The organism is Burkholderia sp. MSh2, assembly GCF_000731655.1.
Classification (GTDB): domain Bacteria; phylum Pseudomonadota; class Gammaproteobacteria; order Burkholderiales; family Burkholderiaceae; genus Burkholderia; species Burkholderia paludis.
In genome coordinates this window covers 18,686-35,383 of the sequence record NZ_JPGM01000064.1, presented here as the reverse complement: position 1 = coordinate 35,383, position 16,698 = coordinate 18,686, and the positions used below count along the sequence as shown (strand labels likewise).

The following is a 16,698-nucleotide window of genomic DNA, read 5'->3' as shown; positions in this document are numbered from 1 at the left end:
GCGGTCGTCACTTGGCGCGCCTTCTGAAGTAAGCGTATTTGAAGCCCATCACCCACAACATACCGAAATATAGTGCAGCGAACAGCACGAGGCACGCGCCCATCAGCGCAATGCGATCGAGCGGCTGCGCGCGCATCCCGGTCCAGTCGAAGCTGATCGACAGCCAGTGCATCAGGCCCGCGAGCACCAGCGTCGCGCCGATCAGCTGCACGAAGAAGCGCAGCCAGCCCGGCGACGGCTGGTAGATGCCGCGCTTGCGCAGCCCGATGAACAGCAGCAGCGAGTTCAGGCACGCGCCGACGCCGATGCTCAGCGTCAGGCCCGCGTGGCCGATCAGCGGCACGAACACGTAGTTCGAGATCTGCGTGACGATCAGCACGCCGATCGCGATCTTCACCGGCGTCTTGATGTCCTGCTTCGCATAGAAGCCCGGCGCGAGGATCTTGATCAGGATGATGCCGACCAGCCCGATCCCGTAGGTCGCGAGCGCGCGCGCGACCATCGTGACGGTGTGCGCGTCGAACTTGCCGTAGTTGAAGAGGGTGGCGGTAAGCGGCGTCGCGAAGAAGAACAGCGCGAGCGCGCTCGGCGCCGCGAGCAGGAACGTGACGCGCAGGCCCCAGTCGAGCAGCGCCGAATATTCATGCGAATCGGCGTCGACGTGCGCCTTTGACAGGCTCGGCAGCAGGATCGTGCCGAGCGCGACGCCGAGCAGCGCCGTCGGGAATTCCATCAGCCGGTCGGCGTAGTTGATCCACGACACGGCGCCCTGCCCGAGCCGCGACGCGATGTTGGTGTTGATGATCAGCGACAGCTGCGCGACCGACACGGCGAACGTCGCGGGCACCATCTTCGCGAGCACGCGCTTCACGCCCGGGTGACGCAGCGCGCGCAGCGGGTTGAGGCCGATCAGCGGCACCATGTCGATCTTCTTCAGGCCCGGCAGCTGCACGAGGAACTGCAGCACGCCGCCGACGATGACCGCCCACGCGAGCGCGAACACCGGCACCTTCAGGTGCGGCGCGACGAACACGGCCGCGGCGATGAACGCGACGTTGAGCAGCACCGGCGCGAACGCGGGCAGCGAGAAGCTCTTGTAGGTGTTCAGCACGCCGGAGGCGAGCGTCGTCAGCGAGATGAACACGATGTACGGGAACATGATCTGCGTCATCGTGACCGCGAGCGGGAACGCCTGGCCGTCGGTGTGCAGGCCGGACGCGACCGCGAACACGACCCAGGACGCACCGGCGATCCCGAGGACCGACAGCGCGGCAAGCGCCCAGGCCAGCACGGTCGACATCGCGTCGACGAGCGCCTTCGTCGCATCGTGCCCCTGCTGGTTCTTGAACTCGGCGAGAATCGGCACGAACGCCTGCGAGAACGCGCCTTCCGCGGACAGGCGACGCAGCAGGTTCGGAATGCGGAAGGCGACGTAGAACGCGTCGGTATATTGACTGGCACCGAACGCACGGGCGATCAGCGTCTCGCGGGCCAGTCCGGTCACGCGCGACAGCAGCGTGAAGCCGCTGACCGTCAGCAGGGCTCGGAATAGATTCATGGGGCGCTTATTATACGGACGTTGCGTGGCCCGACCAGCGGCCGATGCCGAAAAGCGCGCACGTCGCCGGCGCCCCGCCCGGCGGGCATCACGTTGAACTTGCCACGCGCTTGATTTTGTTGCTATAATCGCCGGTTTCTGGGCTCGTACATGCACGGCAACTGCCGTTTTCATGTCCCGGCCTCGGTTAAAATCACCGTTTTTTTATGCGCCCCTGGGCAATCGTTCTCAGGGGACGGATCGAAAAGCAGCGCTTGGCCGTCAGGCTCCAAGCTCTGGAAACAGGACAGGATAAGGAACCGTCATGGCTAACTCCGCACAAGCACGCAAGCGCGCCCGCCAGGCCGCGAAGGCAAACTCGCACAACTCGGCGCTGCGCTCGAAATTCCGTACCGCGATCAAGTCGGTTCGCAAGGCTGTTGAAGCCGGCGACCAGGCAAAGGCTGCCGAGCTGTTCAAGGCTGCCGTGAAGACGATCGACACGATCGCCGACAAGAAGATCGTTCACAAGAACAAGGCCGCTCGCAGCAAGAGCCGCCTGGCCGCAGCCGTCAAGGGTCTGCAGGCAGCAGCGTAAATCCGGTGCGCCCGCTCGCGCGGGCGTTCCTGTTTCCTGCGATCGCAAAAAAGCCCGCCTAGGCGGGCTTTTTTGTTGCCCGTCGCCCACGCATCACGCGCGGCGGCGACGGCATCGGCCGGAGGGGCGCGGCATGCGCCCTCGCCCGGCATCACTTCTTCGCGTCGTAGTCCGGCAACTCGCACGCCTCGGTAACGACGAGGTTGTTGTCCTTCGCGAAATTCAGCACGAAATCGAAAGCCATCGGTTCGATCTCGCGCAGCCTCGAATCGAGGATCACGCATTTCAGGTCGCCGAGCATCGTCGGACGCACGTACAGCGAGTACTTGAGACGCGCATTCGGGCCGCTTGCCCCCGGCCCGAAGCAGGCCATCACACCGGCCAGACGTTCCGACCAGTCGCTCGGGCGAAACTTTTTCCCGTCTTTCGTAATGCCCTGGATGAAGAATTCGGTCGGAGGGGTTTCAGCCATGTGGTTACCCAAGTGACGGCCCGGCCATGCCCAGGCGACGGCGCCTGGATACGCAAACACAAAGCTGGAATGAACGACGGCAACCCGCCATCAGATATCCCGAAAACAGGACGTCGAAGCGCGCCGCCGTTGTGCCGCACAGGATTTGTGCAGCGCACGGCTTGTGTCCGGCAGAGCGCGAGGAGGCTTGCCTGCCGGGCTGAAGAAAACTTTTGAATTATACCGCAGCGCGCCATCGCACGTCGTCACGAGCCCCCTCCGCCTGCACCGCACGCCGCGCGCGACGATCACGCCCCGTTTTTCTTCGCGGCTCGTCAAAGCACAGAAAATCCTTTATGCTGCTTTGAGTTATCCACACCCGACGGCGGCGCCGTCCGGCCTTGCTGCCGGGTGAAACCCGCCGCATCCCGTTTCATGACCGCCAAAACCATTCGTCACTACCTGCAGTTCAAGGATTTCTCGCTGGAAGACTACGAGTACGTGCTCGAACGCACGGGTATCCTGAAACGCAAGTTCAAGAACTACGAGACCTATCACCCGCTGCACGACCGCACGCTCGCGATGATCTTCGAGAAAAGCTCGACGCGCACGCGCCTGTCGTTCGAGGCCGGGATCTTCCAGCTCGGCGGCCACGCCGTCTTCATGAGCACGCGCGACACGCAGCTCGGCCGCGGCGAACCCGTCGAGGATTCCGCGCAGGTCATCTCGCGGATGGTCGACATCATCATGATCCGCACGTTCGAGCAGGCGGTCATCAAGCGCTTCGCGGAAAATTCCCGCGTGCCGGTGATCAACGGGCTGACGAACGAATACCACCCGTGCCAGGTGCTCGCCGACATCTTCACGTACTACGAGCACCGCGGCCCGATCGCCGGCAAGACCGTCGCGTGGGTCGGCGACGCGAACAACATGCTCTACACGTGGATCGAAGCCGCGCAGATCCTCGGCTTCAAGCTGCGCCTGTCGACGCCGCCCGGCTATGCGCTCGACATGAAGCTGGTGTCGCCCGACAGCGCGCCGTTCTACGAGGTGTGCGACGATCCGAACGCAGCCTGCAAGGGCGCCGACCTCGTGACGACCGACGTGTGGACGAGCATGGGCTTCGAGGCCGAGAACGAGGCGCGCAAGCAGGCGTTCGCCGACTGGTGCGTCGACGAGGAAATGATGGGCCACGCGAACCCGGATGCGCTGTTCATGCACTGCCTGCCCGCGCACCGCGGCGAGGAAGTGACGGCCGGCGTGATCGACGGCCCGCAGAGCGTCGTGTGGGACGAGGCGGAAAACCGCCTGCACGTGCAGAAGGCGCTGATGGAGTTCCTGCTGCTCGGCCGTCTCAAGCACTGACGCCGCTGCCGCACCGGAACGCACCCGCGTAAAAAAAGCGCCGATCGTCGATCGGCGCTTTTCGTTTGGGCGCGCGGCGCCCGCGTTACAGGCAGACCGGCTCGGGCTCGAGCTCGACGCCGAATTGCGCGCGCACATCGGCCTGGATCGCCTGCGCCAGCGCGAGCACCTCGGCGCCCGTCGCACCGCCGCGATTGACGAGCACGAGCGCCTGGCGGTCGTGCACGGCCGCCGCGCCCAGCGCGCGCCCCTTCCAGCCGCAGCGGTCGATCAGCCAGCCGGCCGCGAGCTTCACCTGCCCGTCCGGCTGCGGATACGACACGACGTCGGGCGCGCGGGCGCGCAACGCGTCGAACTGCGCGGCATCGATCACCGGATTCTTGAAGAAGCTGCCGGCGTTGCCGAGCACGAGCGGATCGGGCAGCTTCGCGCGGCGGATCGCGACGACCGCGTCGAACACGTCGCGCGGCGTCGCCGCGCCGGGCGCGATGCCCCGCGCATCGAGCTCGCGCGTGACGTCCGCGTAGCCGAGCCGCGGCGTCCACTGCCTCGGCAACCGGAAGGTCACCGATACGATCGCGAACCGGCCGCGCCCTTCCCGCTTGAAGAAGCTGTCGCGATAGCCGAACGCGCAGCGCGCGGCGTCGAAACGCTCGCTGCGCCCCGTCGCCAGCTCGACCGCGACCAGCGAGTCGAAATACGTCCTCATCTCGAGGCCGTACGCGCCGATGTTCTGGATCGGCGCGGCGCCGACGGTGCCCGGGATCAGCGCGAGGTTCTCGAGCCCCGGCATCCCGTGTTCCAGCGTCCATGCGACGAATCCGTGCCAGTTCTCGCCACCGCCGGCCTCGACGTACCACGCGTCGTCGTCCTCGCGCACGACACGGCGGCCCGCGATCTCGTCGAACAGCACGACACCGTCGTAATCGCGCGTAAAAACGACGTTGCTGCCGCCGCCGAGCACGAGCTGCGGCAGCGTCGCGACACGCGGGTCGCGATGCAGCGCCTCGAACTGCGCAGCATGCGTGATGCGCGCGGCAAGGCGCGCGTTCGCGGCAATGCCGAACGTGTTGTGTGCGGCGAGCGGCTGGTCGGGAAGCAGCGACAGGGCGGATTCGTCAGAAGGCATCGGCATTCGCGGTCACGTCCGCCCGGGCGGCCACATGGCTGGTCTTGGGCAAACGAGGGGGCATCGGTAAAATAGCAAACAGTCCGCAATTATAGCGAGTGCCCGCGCGCGAGCCGGGCGCCCGCATCTCAAGGGAGAATGCCATGCCATCGTTCGACGTCGTTTCCGAAGCGAACATGATCGAAGTGAAGAACGCCATCGAGCAGTCGAACAAGGAAATTTCGACGCGCTTCGACTTCAAGGGCTCCGACGCACGCGTCGAGCAGAAGGATCGCGAGCTGACGCTGTTCGCCGACGACGATTTCAAGCTCGGCCAGGTCAAGGACGTGCTGATCGGCAAGCTGGCCAAGCGCAACGTCGACGTGCGCTTTCTCGACTACGGCAAGGTCGAGAAGATCGGCGGCGACAAGGTGAAGCAGATCGTCACCGTGAAGAAAGGCGTGACCGGCGATCTCGCGAAGAAGATCGTGCGGCTCGTGAAGGACAGCAAGATCAAGGTGCAGGCGAGCATCCAGGGCGACGCCGTGCGCGTGGCCGGCACGAAGCGCGACGACCTGCAGAACGTGATCGCGATGCTGCGCAAGGATGTGACCGACACGCCGCTCGACTTCAACAACTTCCGCGACTGATCGCCGGGCGATCCGTCACGTCAACCGGCCGGGCCCCGCGCACGCGGGGCGACCGGCGCGGCGAACGCCGCCAGCTCAGGCTTTTCCGCCATCCTGCGCGCCACCGTCGGCGCCCGCCTTCTTCTTGTCCCCGATCCGGCTTTCCTGCCCCGCGAGCAGCTTCGAAATGTTGCCGCGGTGACGCCACACGAGCAGCACGCTCATCGCGAGCACCGCCCATGCGACCGGGTTGTGGCCCGTGCCGAACAGGAACACGTCGAACACCGGCGCGAACACGGCCGCCACCAGCGCCGCGAGCGACGAATAGCGGAAGAAGAACGCGACGATCAGCCAGGTCAGCGCGGTCGCGAGACCGAGCACGGGATGGATGGCAAGCAGCACGCCGGCCGCGGTCGCGACGCCCTTGCCGCCCTGGAAGCGGAAGAACACCGGATACAGGTGGCCGAGGAACACGGCAATCGCGACCCACGCGACCGCGACGTCGGGCAGGCCGAGGCGTCGCGCGAGCCAGACGGCGATCCAGCCCTTGAACGCGTCGCCGACGAGCGTCAGGATCGCGGCCTTCTTGTTGCCGCTGCGCAGCACGTTGGTCGCGCCGGGATTCTTCGACCCGTACGAACGCGGGTCGGCCAGGCCCATCGCGCCACTGACGACGACGGCGAACGACACCGAACCGATCAGGTAGGCAACGAGGGCGGCGAGCAGGATCTGCATGCGGAGGACTCTTCTTTCAACGTATCGGTAAAGGGACGGCCTTGCACGGCGAGCCGGCAAGCCGAAACGGCGCCCATTCTACCGAACGGGCGGGACCTGCCACGAAGGTGAAACCCTCAGTCGACACTCGCGCACTGCACCGGCTGCGCGCCGAGCAGCGACGCGAGCACGGCCGGCGCGAGGCTGACGAGGTAGCCGCGACGGCCGCCGTTCAGGTAGATCGTAGGCAGGTCGAGGATCGTCGCCTCGACGTAGACGGGCATCGACTTGCGCGTGCCGAACGGCGACGTGCCGCCGACGAGATAGCCCGAATGGCGGTTCGCGACCTCGGGCTTGCACGGCTCGACGCGCTTCGCGCCGATCTGCCGCGCGAGGTTCTTCGTCGACACCGTGCGGTCGCCGTGCATCAGCACGATCAGCGGCTTCGCGTGCTCGTCTTCCATCACGAGCGTCTTCACGACGCTGTGCTCGTCGACGCCGAGCTGGCGCGCCGATTCGCCGGTGCCGCCGTGCTCGACGTAGTCGTACGGATGCTCGCCGAACGCGACGCCGTGGCGGCGCAACAACTGGGTCGCGGGCGTTTCGGACACATGTCTGGATTTGCTCATGGCGGCATTTTAATGGCGAACGACCGGCGGGCGCGCAATCGCGCGTCCGCACCGGCGGTATACTCGCGGCCCGTTTTCCGCCGGGCGGCCTGCTGCGGCGCCGCAACGATTCCGCCCGTCATCATTGCGGACATCGCGAAGCGCTATTGCCCGATTGGCCGATTGTGGCGCGCGTGCCGTCGTGGCACGATCGTTCGCACCCGTCGTCAGCCGCCGCCCGCCCCTTTTCTGGAGACGCCATGCCCTCGTCCATCCGTTCGTCCGAGCCGCTCGACGTCGATGCGCTGCTCGCCGCGCTGCCCCGCCGCATCTCGGACGTGCCCGCGCGCCAGGCCGCCCGGGCGCCCGCGCACCCGGCGCTGATCGAGGACGCCCGCCGCCTGTCGTACGGCGACCTGTCGCACGCCATCGAGGCGGCCGCCGCGCGGCTCGCGAGCCTCGGCGTGCAAGGCGGCGACCGCGTGATGATCGTCGCCGAGAACTGCGTCGCGCAGATCGTGCTGCTGTTCGCAACCGCCCGCCTCGACGCGTGGGCGCTCGTGTCGAACGCCCGGCTGTCGGCCGCCGAACTCGACGCGATCGCCGCGCACGCGCGCCCGAAGCTGATCGCGCTCACGACCGAGGCGTCGAGCGACGCGCGCACGCACGCCGCGCGGCTCGGCGCGACGCCCGCCGACGCCCTGCCGGTCGACATCGGCGCGTGGTCGTATCGCGTCGACGCAAGCGCACCGGGCGAACCGGTAGCCGCCGACGGCGCCGCGCAATGCGCGGCGCTGATCTACACGACCGGCACGACCGGCACGCCCAAGGGCGTGATGCTGTCGCACCGCAACCTGCTGTTCATCGCGGCGACGTCGAGCACGCTGCGACGCGTGTCGCCCGACGACGTCGTCTACACGGTGCTGCCCGTGTCGCACGTGTACGGGCTCGCGTCGGTCTGCCTCGGCAGCCTGTATGCGGGCGCGACGCTGCGGCTCGCCCCGCGCTTCGCGCCGGAAGCCGTGCGCGTCGCGCTCGCCGACGAAGGCGTCACGATCTTCCAGGGTGTGCCCGCGATGCATGCGAAGCTGCTCGAACACCTGCATACGCACGGCCACGCATGGCATGCGCCGCGCCTGCGTTTCGCGTATTCGGGCGGCTCGCCGCTCGACGCGAACCTGAAGGCGCGCGTCGAGCGCCTGTACGGCGTGCCGCTGCACAACGGCTACGGAATGACCGAAAGCAGCCCGACGATCACGCAGACGGCGCTCGACGCGCCGCGCGCCGACAGCTCGGTCGGCATGCCGATTCCCGGCGTGGAGATGCGGATCGTCGCGCCGGACGGCACCGACGTGCCGCGAGGCGAAGTCGGCGAGATCCGCGTGCGCGGGCCGAACGTGATGCTCGGCTACTACCGCAACGCGGACGCGACACGCGCGGCCGTATCGCCGGACGGCTGGCTCGCCACCGGCGATCTCGCGCGGCAGGGAGCGGACGGCGCGGTCACGATCGCGGGCCGCAGCAAGGAGTTGATCATCCGCTCGGGCTTCAACGTGTATCCGGTCGAAGTCGAGCAGGTGCTGAACGCGCATCCGGACGTCGTGCAGGCGGCCGTGATCGGCCGCGCGGTCGAAGGCAACGAGGAAGTGCTCGCGTTCGTCGAACTGGTGCCCGGCGCGACGGCCGACGAGGCGGCGCTGCACGCGTGGTGCGCGGAGCGCCTCGCCCCTTACAAGCGCCCTGCGCACCTCCGCGTGCTCGATGCGCTGCCGGCCGCGTCGACCGGCAAGGTGTTGAAGCACAAGCTGCGCGAACTGGTCTGAAGCAGGCCGGCGCCGGCGCGCCGCGGGCGGCGAAACCGGCGGCGCGCGTGCCGCGCCGGATGCCCGCCGCGCGCTAGCCGCGCGGATGGTGTTGCGCGTGCAGCGACTTCAACCGCTCGCGCGCGACGTGCGTGTAGATCTGCGTCGTCGAGATGTCGCTGTGGCCGAGCAGCATCTGCACGACGCGCAGGTCGGCGCCGTGGTTCAGCAGGTGCGTCGCGAACGCATGCCGCAGCGTATGGGGCGACAGGTGCGCGCGCACGTCGGCGTGCAGCGCGTGGCGCTTGATGATGTTCCAGAACTGCTGGCGCGTCATCCCCTCGCCGCGCCCGGTCACGAACAGCGCATCGGCCGCGCGCGCGCCGAGCAGCGCGGGCCGCGCATCGCGCAGGTAGCGCTCGATCCAGCCGTGCGCCACCTCGCCGAACGGCACGAGCCGCTCCTTCGAGCCCTTGCCCATCACGCGCACGACACCCTCGTTGAGCCCGACCTCGACGGTTTTCAGCATCACGAGTTCGCTCACGCGCAGCCCGCTCGCATACATCAGCTCGAGCATCGTGCGATCGCGCAGGCCGAGCGGCGTGTCGACGTCGGGCGCACCGAGCAGCGCCTCGACCTGCGCCTCCGACAACGTCGACGGGAAGCGCGCCGCCTGTTTCGCGGACGTGATCCGCAGCGTCGGATCCGCGCTCGCGCGATGCTCGCGCACGGCCCAGCCGTAATAGCGCCGGAACACCGACAGCCGCCGGTTCGACGACGTCGCCTTGCCGTCGCTGCGCGCGGCGATGTAGCCCGTCACCATCGCTTCGTCGGCCGAATCGAGCGGCGTGTCGTGCGTCGCGGCCAGCCACCGGGAAAACAGCACCAGATCGCGCCGGTACGCATCGAGCGTGTTGCGCGAGAGCCCGTGTTCGAGCCACAGCGCATCGCAAAACACGTCGATCGATGCGCGGCTCGCGAGCAGCGCGGGCGACGCGGCGGCGGTATCTTCGTCGCCGCCGGGGATCATCAATGGTTCGCTCATCGGTACGGTACGCCCTCGTGCGCCAGCAGCCAGCGCTTCACGTTCCGGTAATAGCCGTTGTCGTCATGGTTCGCGAAACCGCCGAGGCCGCCCGCCGCGACGACGCGATGGCACGGGATCACGAGCGGGAAATAGTTGGCGCCGCACGCCTGGCCGACCGCGCGCGGCGCGCTGCCGATCCGCTTGGCGACCTGGCCGTAGGTCAGCACCGTGCCGGGCGGGATATCGCTGATGGCGTCCCACACGCGATGCTGGAACGCGCTGCCGACTTCGGCGAGCGGCAGGTCGAAGCGCGCCGACGCGCGCGCGAAATAACGTTCGATCTGCGTGACCGCGCGCTTCGCGAGCGGCGAATCCGGCTCGACCGACTTCACCGATTCGGGCAGATAGACGATCTCGCGCACCACCGCGGCGTCCGTGCGGATGCCGACCTTGCCGAACGGCGCGTCGATGACTGCATTGAACATACCCTCTCCTGACCGATGGATGCGCGCGGCACCGCCGCGCGCCGACGACACTTTACGCCGCCTTCACGCGGCACGCAGCGCCCATTCGACATGCTCGCGCACGACCGGAGACGGATCGTCGGCCCGCGCGCGCAACGCGGCGACGATGCCGTCGCGCGCCTGCGGCGCGAGCCGGTTCCCGCGCAGCGCATTGCCGAGGCCGACCGCGAGATTGCGCAGCCAGCTTTCATAGCCGATGCGCCGGATCGCGCTGCCCTGCATCCGCGTATCGAACGCTTCGGCGTCCCATGCGAACAGCTCGACGAGCGTCGCGCGGTCGAGGCCGTGCCGCACGTCGAAATCGGCGACGGGCGCGGCCTGCGCGAACTTGTTCCACGGGCAGACGAGCTGGCAGTCGTCGCAGCCGTACACGCGATTGCCGATCATCGGCCGCAACGGTTCGGGGATGCTGCCTTTCAGTTCGATCGTCAGGTAGGAGATGCAGCGGCGCGCGTCGACGCGGTACGGTTCGACGATCGCGCCGGTCGGACATGCGCCGATGCAGCGCGTGCAGCTTCCGCAGTGCGCGCCGGGTGTCTCGGGCGCGGTGTCGGGCGACGTTTGCGCGTCGGTCGGCAGCGGAACGTCGACGTAGATCTCGCCGAGGAAGAACAGCGAGCCCGCATCGCGCTGCAGCAGCAGCGTGTGCTTGCCGCGCCAGCCGACGCCGGCCTTCTGCGCAAGCTCGACCTCGAGCACGGGCGCGGAATCGGTAAACACGCGGTAACCGAACGCGCCGATCTCGCGCTCGATGCGCTCCGCGAGCGTCTGCAGCCGGTTGCGCAGCACCTTGTGATAGTCGCGACCGCGTGCATAGATCGACACGACGGCCGCCTGCGGATCGTCGAGCCGCGCCCGTTCGCGCGCGCGCCAGTCGTGCGGCGCGCGTGCGACGGGCTCGCCGCCCGGTGCGCCGGCGGCGAGCGTTTCGGCCGGCAGGTAGGCGAGCCGCGCGGAAATCACGCGTCGCGTACCGGCCACAAGTTCGGCCGGACGCGCGCGTTTCATCCCATGTTTCGCCATATAATCCATCTCGCCGTGGTAGCCGGCTTCCAGCCAGGCGGCGAGGCCTGCTTCGGCGTCCGAGAGATCGGTATCGCTGATGCCGATCGCCCCGAAACCCAATTCGCGCCCCCACGCCCTGATGCGCGTGGCGAGCGCACTCAACGCCGCATCGTCGAGCGCGCACGGCGCGGCGCCTTCGGCACGAGTCGAAGGCCTGTCGGATGCGGCGAGTTCCGGTAATCGGTTCATCGCACTATTTTACGAGAATGCCAGCCACGCCCAGCCAACCGCCTCATGACGCCACGCTGCCCGCCCCGTTCGCGGAGCGCGTGATCGCGCTCGCCGACGAAGCGGCGACCGAGGCCTTCGGCACCCGCTTCGCACACGCGCTCGACGCGGCGCGCACCGAGCTCGCCCGCACGCACGCGTTCGACGGGCTGCAGATCCAGCTGGTCGGCGATCTCGGTGCGGGCAAGACGTCCCTCGTGCGCGCGATCCTGCGCGGCCTCGGCCACACGGGCCGCGTGCGCAGCCCGACCTATACGCTCGTCGAGCCGTACGCGCTCGAACGCGACGATGGGGAACTCGAGGTCTATCACTTCGATCTGTATCGATTCAACGATCCGGCCGAATGGTCCGACGCAGGCTTTCGCGAGTATTTCAATTCCAGCGCGATCTGTCTCGTCGAATGGCCGCAACAGGCGGGTGCGCTGCTCGGCGTGCCCGATCTGGTCTTCTCGCTCGACGTGGATGGCGACGGCCGTGCCCTCACCGTTCGGGCGTATAGCGCTTCAGGAAAGGCATGTCTCGAAAGATGTTGATCAAACCGTTCCGTTCGATCGAATCGGCGGCCACCGCGACGCACAACTGGCGGCGCCGCCAGATCCTGTGCGCGGGCGCGTCGACACTGGTGCTCGGTCTCGTCGCGCCGCGGCTCGCGCATGCGTCGTCGGTGCTCGGCGTGCGCGTCTGGCCCGCCCGCGATTACACGCGCGTCACGATCGAATCCGACCAGCCGCTGCAGAATACCCAACAACTGCTGCAGGGTCCCGACCGTCTCGTCGTCGACCTGAACGGCCTCGATCTCGACCAGGCGCTGCGCGACCTCGTGTCGAAGATCGCGCCGAACGATCCGCAGATCCAGTCGGTACGCGTCGGCCAGTATCAGCCGCACGTCGTGCGGATGGTGTTCGACCTGAAAGGTTCGGTCAAGCCGCAGGTGTTCACGCTGCCGCCGGTCGGCGCGTACAAGTACCGGCTCGTGTTCGACCTGTATCCGGCCGTCGCGCCCGATCCGCTGACCGACCTGATTACGCAGACGGAGCGCAAGGAGCAGGCGCTCAACGACGCCGCGCGCGCGCAGCAGATGCAGCCGCCGACCGCGCTGTCCGGCCCGGGCGCACCGCTGCCGCCGCCCGCCGCGGGCGACAACAGCGACGCATTCTTCCAGCGTTTCGCGCAGAACACCCCCGCCACGCCGCACGCGCCGCCCGCCGCCGCGACCCCGGCGACGCCCGCGAAGCCGGCCGTCAAGCCGCCGCCCGTCATCGCCCGCCGCGACGACGGTGACGACGACGACGACACCTACAAGTTCACCGCACCGAAATCCGGCAAGGGCGGCACCGTGCGCCTGCTGACGGTCGCGATCGATCCGGGCCACGGCGGCGAGGATCCCGGCGCGATCGGCGGCGGCGGCACGTACGAGAAGCACATCGCGCTCGACATCGCGAAGAAGCTGCGCGCGAAGATCGACGGCGCGCCGAACATGCGCGCGATGATGACGCGCGACGCCGACTTCTTCGTGCCGCTGAACGTGCGCGTGCAGAAGGCGCGCCGCGTGGGCGCCGACCTGTTCGTGTCGATCCACGCGGACGCGTTCACGACGCCGTCCGCGCGCGGCTCGTCGGTGTTCGCGCTGTCCGACCACGGCGCGACGAGCGCCGCGGCGCGCTGGATGGCGAACAAGGAAAACTCGTCCGACCTGATCGGCGGCATCAACATCAAGACGCCGGACGCGGCCGTGAACCGCGCACTGTTCGACATGTCGACGACCGCGCAGATCCGCGATTCGCTGCGCTACGGCAACTACGTGCTGAAGGAAGTCGGCGGCATCAACAAGCTGCACAAGGGCTCGGTCGAGCAGGCCGGGTTCGCGGTGCTGAAGGCGCCCGACATTCCGTCGATCCTCGTCGAGACGGCGTTCATCAGCAACCCGGACGAAGAGCGCCGGCTCAACGACGACAGCTATCGCGACGAGATGGCCGACGCGATCTTCCGCGGCATCAAGCGCTACTTCTCCGCGAACCCGCCGCTCGCGAAGAACCGGATGGCCTGACGGCTTCCCGGGCCGTTCCCGCCCCGCCGCCGGCACGCAGCGCGTGCCGGCGCGTCACGATGCCGCGAAGCGGCGCATCAGTTTCCCGCCGAACACGTTCACCGCGAGCCCGCCCATCACGAGCGCCGCGCCGATCAGCTGCGTGCGCGTGAGATGCTCGTCGAGCAGCAGCGACGCCGACGCGAGGCCGACGACCGGCACCAGCAGCGAGAACTGCGCGACCTGCGCGGCCGGGTAGCGCGACATCAGGCGGCTCCACAGCCCGTAGCCGAGCAACGTCGCGACGAACGCGAGATAGACGACCGCGAAGATCGACGCGCCGTTCAGTCCGGCGAGCGCGCCCGCGATCCGCTGCGGCCCCTCGAACCACAGCGACAGCAGGAAGAACGGCACGGGCGGCACGAGGCTGGCCCACACGACGAGCGACACGAGGTTCGCCTGGCCGACTTTCTTCGTGACGATGTTGCCGACCGCCCACATCGCGGCCGAACAGATCGTCAGCAGGAAACCCGCCAGCGTCATCGCGCGGCCGCCCTGCGCCGCGATCACGACGAGCCCGCCCGCGGCGATCGCCAGCCCGAGCAGGTTCTGCAGGCGCAGCCGCTCGCCGAGGAACAGCATCGCGAACACGAGCGTGAAGAACGCCTGCGACTGCAGCACGAGCGACGCGAGCCCGGCCGGCATGCCGACGTACATGCCCGTAAACAGGAACACGAACTGGCCGAGCTGGATCGTCGCACCGTACAGCACCAGCAGGCGCCACGGAATCTGCGGCCGGCGCACGAAGAACACCGCGGGCACGGCCGCGAGCGTGAAGCGCAGCGCGCCGAGCAGCATCGGCGGCATGCCGTGCAGGCCGACCTTGATCACGACGAAGTTCACGCCCCACGCCAGGATCACGACCAGCGCGAGCAGCAAGTCCTTCGGGGCCATCATCGGAGTCTCCTCTTTCGTTTTTTGTCGAATCGTCGTGCGGCGCGCCGGCCGCGCGAGCGGCCTCCCCGTCGGGACGTCCGGCGGGGCGACGACCCCGGGGCGGGCGCGCTTTCGCGAAGGCGGCCAGTCTACCGGGTTTCGCCTGCGGGCCGATACCCGCGCCGCACGCATGGAATCGGCGGCGGGCGGCCAGTACAATGACCGGCATCCGCCGCCCCACAGGATCCGCCATGACCGCCCCGATCAAAGCCCTGCTGAAACCGCACGTGCGCGACATCGGCAACCTGCAGGTGCGCCGCACGTTGCCCGCGCTCGCCGCGCGCCTCGTCGGCCCGTTCATCTTCTTCGATCACATGGGGCCCGCCACGCTGCCGCCCGGCTCGGGGCTCGACGTGCGGCCGCATCCGCATATCGGCCTGGCCACCGTCACTTACCTGTTCGACGGCGCGATCCTGCACCGCGACAGTCTCGGCTCGCGGCAGGAAATCGTGCCGGGCGACGTGAACTGGATGACGGCCGGGCGCGGGATCGTCCACTCGGAACGCACCCCCGACGCGCAGCGCGAAAACGGCCACACGGTGCACGGAATCCAGACCTGGGTCGCGCTGCCGCACACGCACGAGACGACCGAACCGTCGTTCGAGCATCATCCGGCCGCGACCCTGCCGCGCCGCAATCGGGATGGCGTCGAACTGACGGTCATCGCCGGCGACGCGTTCGGACTGCGCTCGCCCGTCACGACGTTCTCGCGCACGCTGTACGTCGCCGCCGAATTCGCGGCCGGCGGCCGCGTCGAGCTCGACGCGTCGCACGAGGAGCGGGCGGTCTATGTGGTCGACGGCGATCTGGCGATCGACGGCACGCCGGTCGACGCCGAACGGATGGCCGTACTCGCGCCGGGCGCGACGGTCACGTTGACGAGCGCCGGCGGCGCCCGCGCGATGCTGCTCGGCGGCGACCGGATCGACGGCGAGCGCTTCATCGAATGGAATTTCGTCGCCAGCAGCCGCGAGGCGATCGAACACGCGAAGCAGGCGTGGACGCGCCAGGAAATGGGCAAGGTGCCCGGCGAGACCGAGTGGATTCCGCTGCCCGAAGCGAAACCGCGTTGAAAAAGGGGCACGCTGCCCCCATCCTGACGATATTCGAACCGAAGAGAACGACATGGACACCACGCTTGCCACATTCGAGAAGGACGTCATCGAGGCGTCGCTGGACACGCCCGTGCTGGTCGACTTCTGGGCCCCCTGGTGCGGCCCCTGCAAGACGCTCGGCCCGCTGCTGGAAAAGCTCGAAGGCGACTACGAAGGCCGCTGGAAGCTCGTGAAGGTCAACGTCGACGAGAATCAGGAGCTTGCCGCGCACTTCCAGACGCGCAGCATCCCGCACGTGATCGCATTCGCCGACGGGCGCCCCGTCGACCAGTTCGTCGGCGTGCTGCCGGAAGGCCAGCTGCGCGCGTTCCTCGACCGGCTGCTGCCGGCGCCCGAGGAAGCCGAACGCCGCGCCGCGCAATACGCGCTGGCCGAGGAACGCTACGACGATGCGCGCTCGCACCTCGAAGCGGCGCTCGCGCTGAACCCCGGCTTCGACGACGCGCGCCTCGACCTGATCGAACTGCTGCTCGCGAACAACGAGATCGACGCCGCGCACGCGGAAACCGGGCGGCTGTCGACGCAAACCGTGCAAGGCAACGACCCGCGCTTCCAGGCGATCAAGACCCGTTTCGACGCGCTCGAAGCCACGGCCGACTTGCCGCCGACCGACGCGCTCGAAGCGCGCATCGCCGCCAACCCGGGCGATCTCGACGCGCGCTTCGATCTCGCGCAAAGCCTGATCGCGCGGCGCGCGTACGAAGGTGCGCTGGAGCAGTTGCTGGAAATCGTGACGCGCGACCGCGCCTACGGCGACGATCTCGGCCGCCGCACGATGATCTCGGTGTTCGAGCTGGCGGGCGATCGCCCGGACCTCGTCGCCGCATGGCGGCGCAGGCTGAGCATGGCGCTCAACTGACGCGCGGCCGGCCGGGCCGCAACGGCCCGGCGGCCGATCGTCCTCT

At 68.3% G+C, this 16,698-nt stretch carries 18 protein-coding genes; 8 read left to right on the top strand and 10 right to left on the bottom strand.

The window, feature by feature from the left end; genetic code table 11:
* Positions 1 to 7 precede the first annotated feature (7 nt).
* Positions 8 to 1,558: a murein biosynthesis integral membrane protein MurJ gene (gene murJ / locus GQ57_RS30880; RefSeq protein ID WP_031398524.1), complete on the bottom strand. Its 1,551-nt coding sequence runs from the start codon at positions 1,556 to 1,558 to the stop codon at positions 8 to 10.
* A gap of 304 nt (positions 1,559 to 1,862) precedes the next feature.
* On the opposite strand from murJ, the gene rpsT reads away from it, so the two are divergent.
* Complete coding sequence (gene rpsT, locus GQ57_RS30875) at positions 1,863 to 2,135, top strand: 30S ribosomal protein S20 (RefSeq protein WP_006482211.1); 273 nt, start codon at positions 1,863 to 1,865, stop codon at positions 2,133 to 2,135.
* A 151-nt stretch (positions 2,136 to 2,286) separates the two neighbouring features.
* Here rpsT and GQ57_RS30870 read toward each other — a convergent pair whose 3' ends face one another.
* Entirely contained in the window at positions 2,287 to 2,607 is a 321-nt protein-coding gene (locus GQ57_RS30870; protein WP_031398525.1) for a DUF3579 domain-containing protein, read from the bottom strand.
* Between the two features lie 414 nt (positions 2,608 to 3,021).
* On the opposite strand from GQ57_RS30870, the gene argF reads away from it, so the two are divergent.
* Complete coding sequence (argF, locus tag GQ57_RS30865) at positions 3,022 to 3,951, top strand: ornithine carbamoyltransferase (protein WP_031398526.1); 930 nt, start codon at positions 3,022 to 3,024, stop codon at positions 3,949 to 3,951.
* Positions 3,952 to 4,036: 85 nt separating this feature from the next.
* On the opposite strand, the gene murB is transcribed toward argF, so the two are convergent.
* Positions 4,037 to 5,086 carry a UDP-N-acetylmuramate dehydrogenase gene (murB, locus tag GQ57_RS30860; protein ID WP_034199844.1) on the bottom strand — a complete coding sequence of 350 codons (1,050 nt, stop codon included), beginning with the start codon at positions 5,084 to 5,086 and terminating at the stop codon, positions 4,037 to 4,039.
* On the bottom strand, positions 5,070 to 5,225 hold the full coding sequence (locus GQ57_RS43165) for a hypothetical protein (RefSeq protein WP_160257570.1): 156 nt from the start codon (positions 5,223 to 5,225) through the stop codon (positions 5,070 to 5,072). Before GQ57_RS43165 ends, murB begins: the two co-directional genes overlap by 17 nt.
* On the opposite strand from GQ57_RS43165, the gene GQ57_RS30855 reads away from it, so the two are divergent.
* On the top strand, positions 5,224 to 5,709 hold the full coding sequence (locus GQ57_RS30855; RefSeq protein WP_031398528.1) for a YajQ family cyclic di-GMP-binding protein: 486 nt from the start codon (positions 5,224 to 5,226) through the stop codon (positions 5,707 to 5,709). The genes GQ57_RS43165 and GQ57_RS30855 overlap by 2 nt on opposite strands.
* 75 nt (positions 5,710 to 5,784) lie before the next feature.
* Here GQ57_RS30855 and plsY read toward each other — a convergent pair whose 3' ends face one another.
* Together plsY and ybaK are read right to left on the bottom strand one after the other, a co-directional pair.
* Complete coding sequence (gene plsY, locus GQ57_RS30850; RefSeq protein ID WP_031398529.1) at positions 5,785 to 6,423, bottom strand: glycerol-3-phosphate 1-O-acyltransferase PlsY; 639 nt, start codon at positions 6,421 to 6,423, stop codon at positions 5,785 to 5,787.
* A gap of 116 nt (positions 6,424 to 6,539) precedes the next feature.
* The gene (ybaK, locus tag GQ57_RS30845; RefSeq protein ID WP_031398530.1) at positions 6,540 to 7,031 is read right to left on the bottom strand and encodes a Cys-tRNA(Pro) deacylase; all 492 of its coding nucleotides are present in this window, start codon (positions 7,029 to 7,031) and stop codon (positions 6,540 to 6,542) included.
* Between the two features lie 239 nt (positions 7,032 to 7,270).
* On the opposite strand from ybaK, the gene GQ57_RS30840 reads away from it, so the two are divergent.
* Entirely contained in the window at positions 7,271 to 8,833 is a 1,563-nt protein-coding gene (locus GQ57_RS30840; RefSeq protein ID WP_034199843.1) for a class I adenylate-forming enzyme family protein, read from the top strand.
* Positions 8,834 to 8,906: 73 nt separating this feature from the next.
* Here the strand turns inward: GQ57_RS30840 and xerD are convergent, their stop codons facing one another.
* The 3 genes from xerD to queG form a co-directional block, all read right to left on the bottom strand.
* A complete protein-coding gene (gene xerD / locus GQ57_RS30835; protein ID WP_034199842.1) occupies positions 8,907 to 9,857 on the bottom strand; it encodes a site-specific tyrosine recombinase XerD in 951 nt (316 codons plus the stop codon).
* Positions 9,854 to 10,324 (bottom strand): methylated-DNA--[protein]-cysteine S-methyltransferase, encoded by a 471-nt coding sequence (locus tag GQ57_RS30830; protein ID WP_031398533.1) that lies wholly within the window; start codon positions 10,322 to 10,324, stop codon positions 9,854 to 9,856. Before GQ57_RS30830 ends, xerD begins: the two co-directional genes overlap by 4 nt.
* Positions 10,325 to 10,387: 63 nt before the next feature.
* The gene (gene queG / locus GQ57_RS30825; protein WP_031398534.1) at positions 10,388 to 11,617 is read right to left on the bottom strand and encodes a tRNA epoxyqueuosine(34) reductase QueG; all 1,230 of its coding nucleotides are present in this window, start codon (positions 11,615 to 11,617) and stop codon (positions 10,388 to 10,390) included.
* Between the two features lie 17 nt (positions 11,618 to 11,634).
* Here queG and tsaE point away from each other — a divergent pair, with 17 nt between their 5' ends.
* Both tsaE and GQ57_RS30815 read left to right on the top strand, forming a co-directional pair.
* Entirely contained in the window at positions 11,635 to 12,189 is a 555-nt protein-coding gene (gene tsaE, locus GQ57_RS30820; RefSeq protein ID WP_031398535.1) for a tRNA (adenosine(37)-N6)-threonylcarbamoyltransferase complex ATPase subunit type 1 TsaE, read from the top strand.
* Complete coding sequence (locus GQ57_RS30815; RefSeq protein ID WP_034199841.1) at positions 12,171 to 13,703, top strand: N-acetylmuramoyl-L-alanine amidase; 1,533 nt, start codon at positions 12,171 to 12,173, stop codon at positions 13,701 to 13,703. The genes tsaE and GQ57_RS30815 overlap by 19 nt, the downstream gene beginning before the upstream one ends.
* Before the next feature lie 54 nt (positions 13,704 to 13,757).
* Here GQ57_RS30815 and GQ57_RS30810 read toward each other — a convergent pair whose 3' ends face one another.
* A complete protein-coding gene (locus GQ57_RS30810; RefSeq protein WP_174923122.1) occupies positions 13,758 to 14,636 on the bottom strand; it encodes an EamA family transporter in 879 nt (292 codons plus the stop codon).
* 233 nt (positions 14,637 to 14,869) lie between these two features.
* On the opposite strand from GQ57_RS30810, the gene GQ57_RS30805 reads away from it, so the two are divergent.
* Entirely contained in the window at positions 14,870 to 15,751 is an 882-nt protein-coding gene (locus tag GQ57_RS30805) for a pirin family protein (RefSeq protein ID WP_034199839.1), read from the top strand.
* A gap of 52 nt (positions 15,752 to 15,803) precedes the next feature.
* Positions 15,804 to 16,652, top strand: coding sequence for a thioredoxin (gene trxA / locus GQ57_RS30800; RefSeq protein ID WP_034199838.1), 849 nt, complete (start codon positions 15,804 to 15,806; stop codon positions 16,650 to 16,652).
* The last annotated feature ends 46 nt before the right edge of the window (positions 16,653 to 16,698 follow it).

What these genes read in the sequence shown, in the direction of transcription:
- trxA (WP_034199838.1), top strand. Translation starts at nt 15,804, where the DNA reads ATGGACACCACGCTTGCCACATTCGAGAAGGACGTCATCGAGGCGTCG.
- GQ57_RS30870 (WP_031398525.1), bottom strand. Translation starts at nt 2,607, where the DNA reads ATGGCTGAAACCCCTCCGACCGAATTCTTCATCCAGGGCATTACGAAA.
- GQ57_RS30805 (WP_034199839.1), top strand. Translation starts at nt 14,870, where the DNA reads ATGACCGCCCCGATCAAAGCCCTGCTGAAACCGCACGTGCGCGACATC.
- GQ57_RS43165 (WP_160257570.1), bottom strand. Translation starts at nt 5,225, where the DNA reads ATGGCATTCTCCCTTGAGATGCGGGCGCCCGGCTCGCGCGCGGGCACT.
- GQ57_RS30855 (WP_031398528.1), top strand. Translation starts at nt 5,224, where the DNA reads ATGCCATCGTTCGACGTCGTTTCCGAAGCGAACATGATCGAAGTGAAG.
- rpsT (WP_006482211.1), top strand. Translation starts at nt 1,863, where the DNA reads ATGGCTAACTCCGCACAAGCACGCAAGCGCGCCCGCCAGGCCGCGAAG.
- murB (WP_034199844.1), bottom strand. Translation starts at nt 5,086, where the DNA reads ATGCCGATGCCTTCTGACGAATCCGCCCTGTCGCTGCTTCCCGACCAG.
- GQ57_RS30830 (WP_031398533.1), bottom strand. Translation starts at nt 10,324, where the DNA reads ATGTTCAATGCAGTCATCGACGCGCCGTTCGGCAAGGTCGGCATCCGC.
- murJ (WP_031398524.1), bottom strand. Translation starts at nt 1,558, where the DNA reads ATGAATCTATTCCGAGCCCTGCTGACGGTCAGCGGCTTCACGCTGCTG.
- ybaK (WP_031398530.1), bottom strand. Translation starts at nt 7,031, where the DNA reads ATGAGCAAATCCAGACATGTGTCCGAAACGCCCGCGACCCAGTTGTTG.
- tsaE (WP_031398535.1), top strand. Translation starts at nt 11,635, where the DNA reads ATGCCAGCCACGCCCAGCCAACCGCCTCATGACGCCACGCTGCCCGCC.
- queG (WP_031398534.1), bottom strand. Translation starts at nt 11,617, where the DNA reads ATGAACCGATTACCGGAACTCGCCGCATCCGACAGGCCTTCGACTCGT.
- xerD (WP_034199842.1), bottom strand. Translation starts at nt 9,857, where the DNA reads ATGAGCGAACCATTGATGATCCCCGGCGGCGACGAAGATACCGCCGCC.
- argF (WP_031398526.1), top strand. Translation starts at nt 3,022, where the DNA reads ATGACCGCCAAAACCATTCGTCACTACCTGCAGTTCAAGGATTTCTCG.
- plsY (WP_031398529.1), bottom strand. Translation starts at nt 6,423, where the DNA reads ATGCAGATCCTGCTCGCCGCCCTCGTTGCCTACCTGATCGGTTCGGTG.
- GQ57_RS30840 (WP_034199843.1), top strand. Translation starts at nt 7,271, where the DNA reads ATGCCCTCGTCCATCCGTTCGTCCGAGCCGCTCGACGTCGATGCGCTG.
- GQ57_RS30810 (WP_174923122.1), bottom strand. Translation starts at nt 14,636, where the DNA reads ATGGCCCCGAAGGACTTGCTGCTCGCGCTGGTCGTGATCCTGGCGTGG.
- GQ57_RS30815 (WP_034199841.1), top strand. Translation starts at nt 12,171, where the DNA reads ATGTCTCGAAAGATGTTGATCAAACCGTTCCGTTCGATCGAATCGGCG.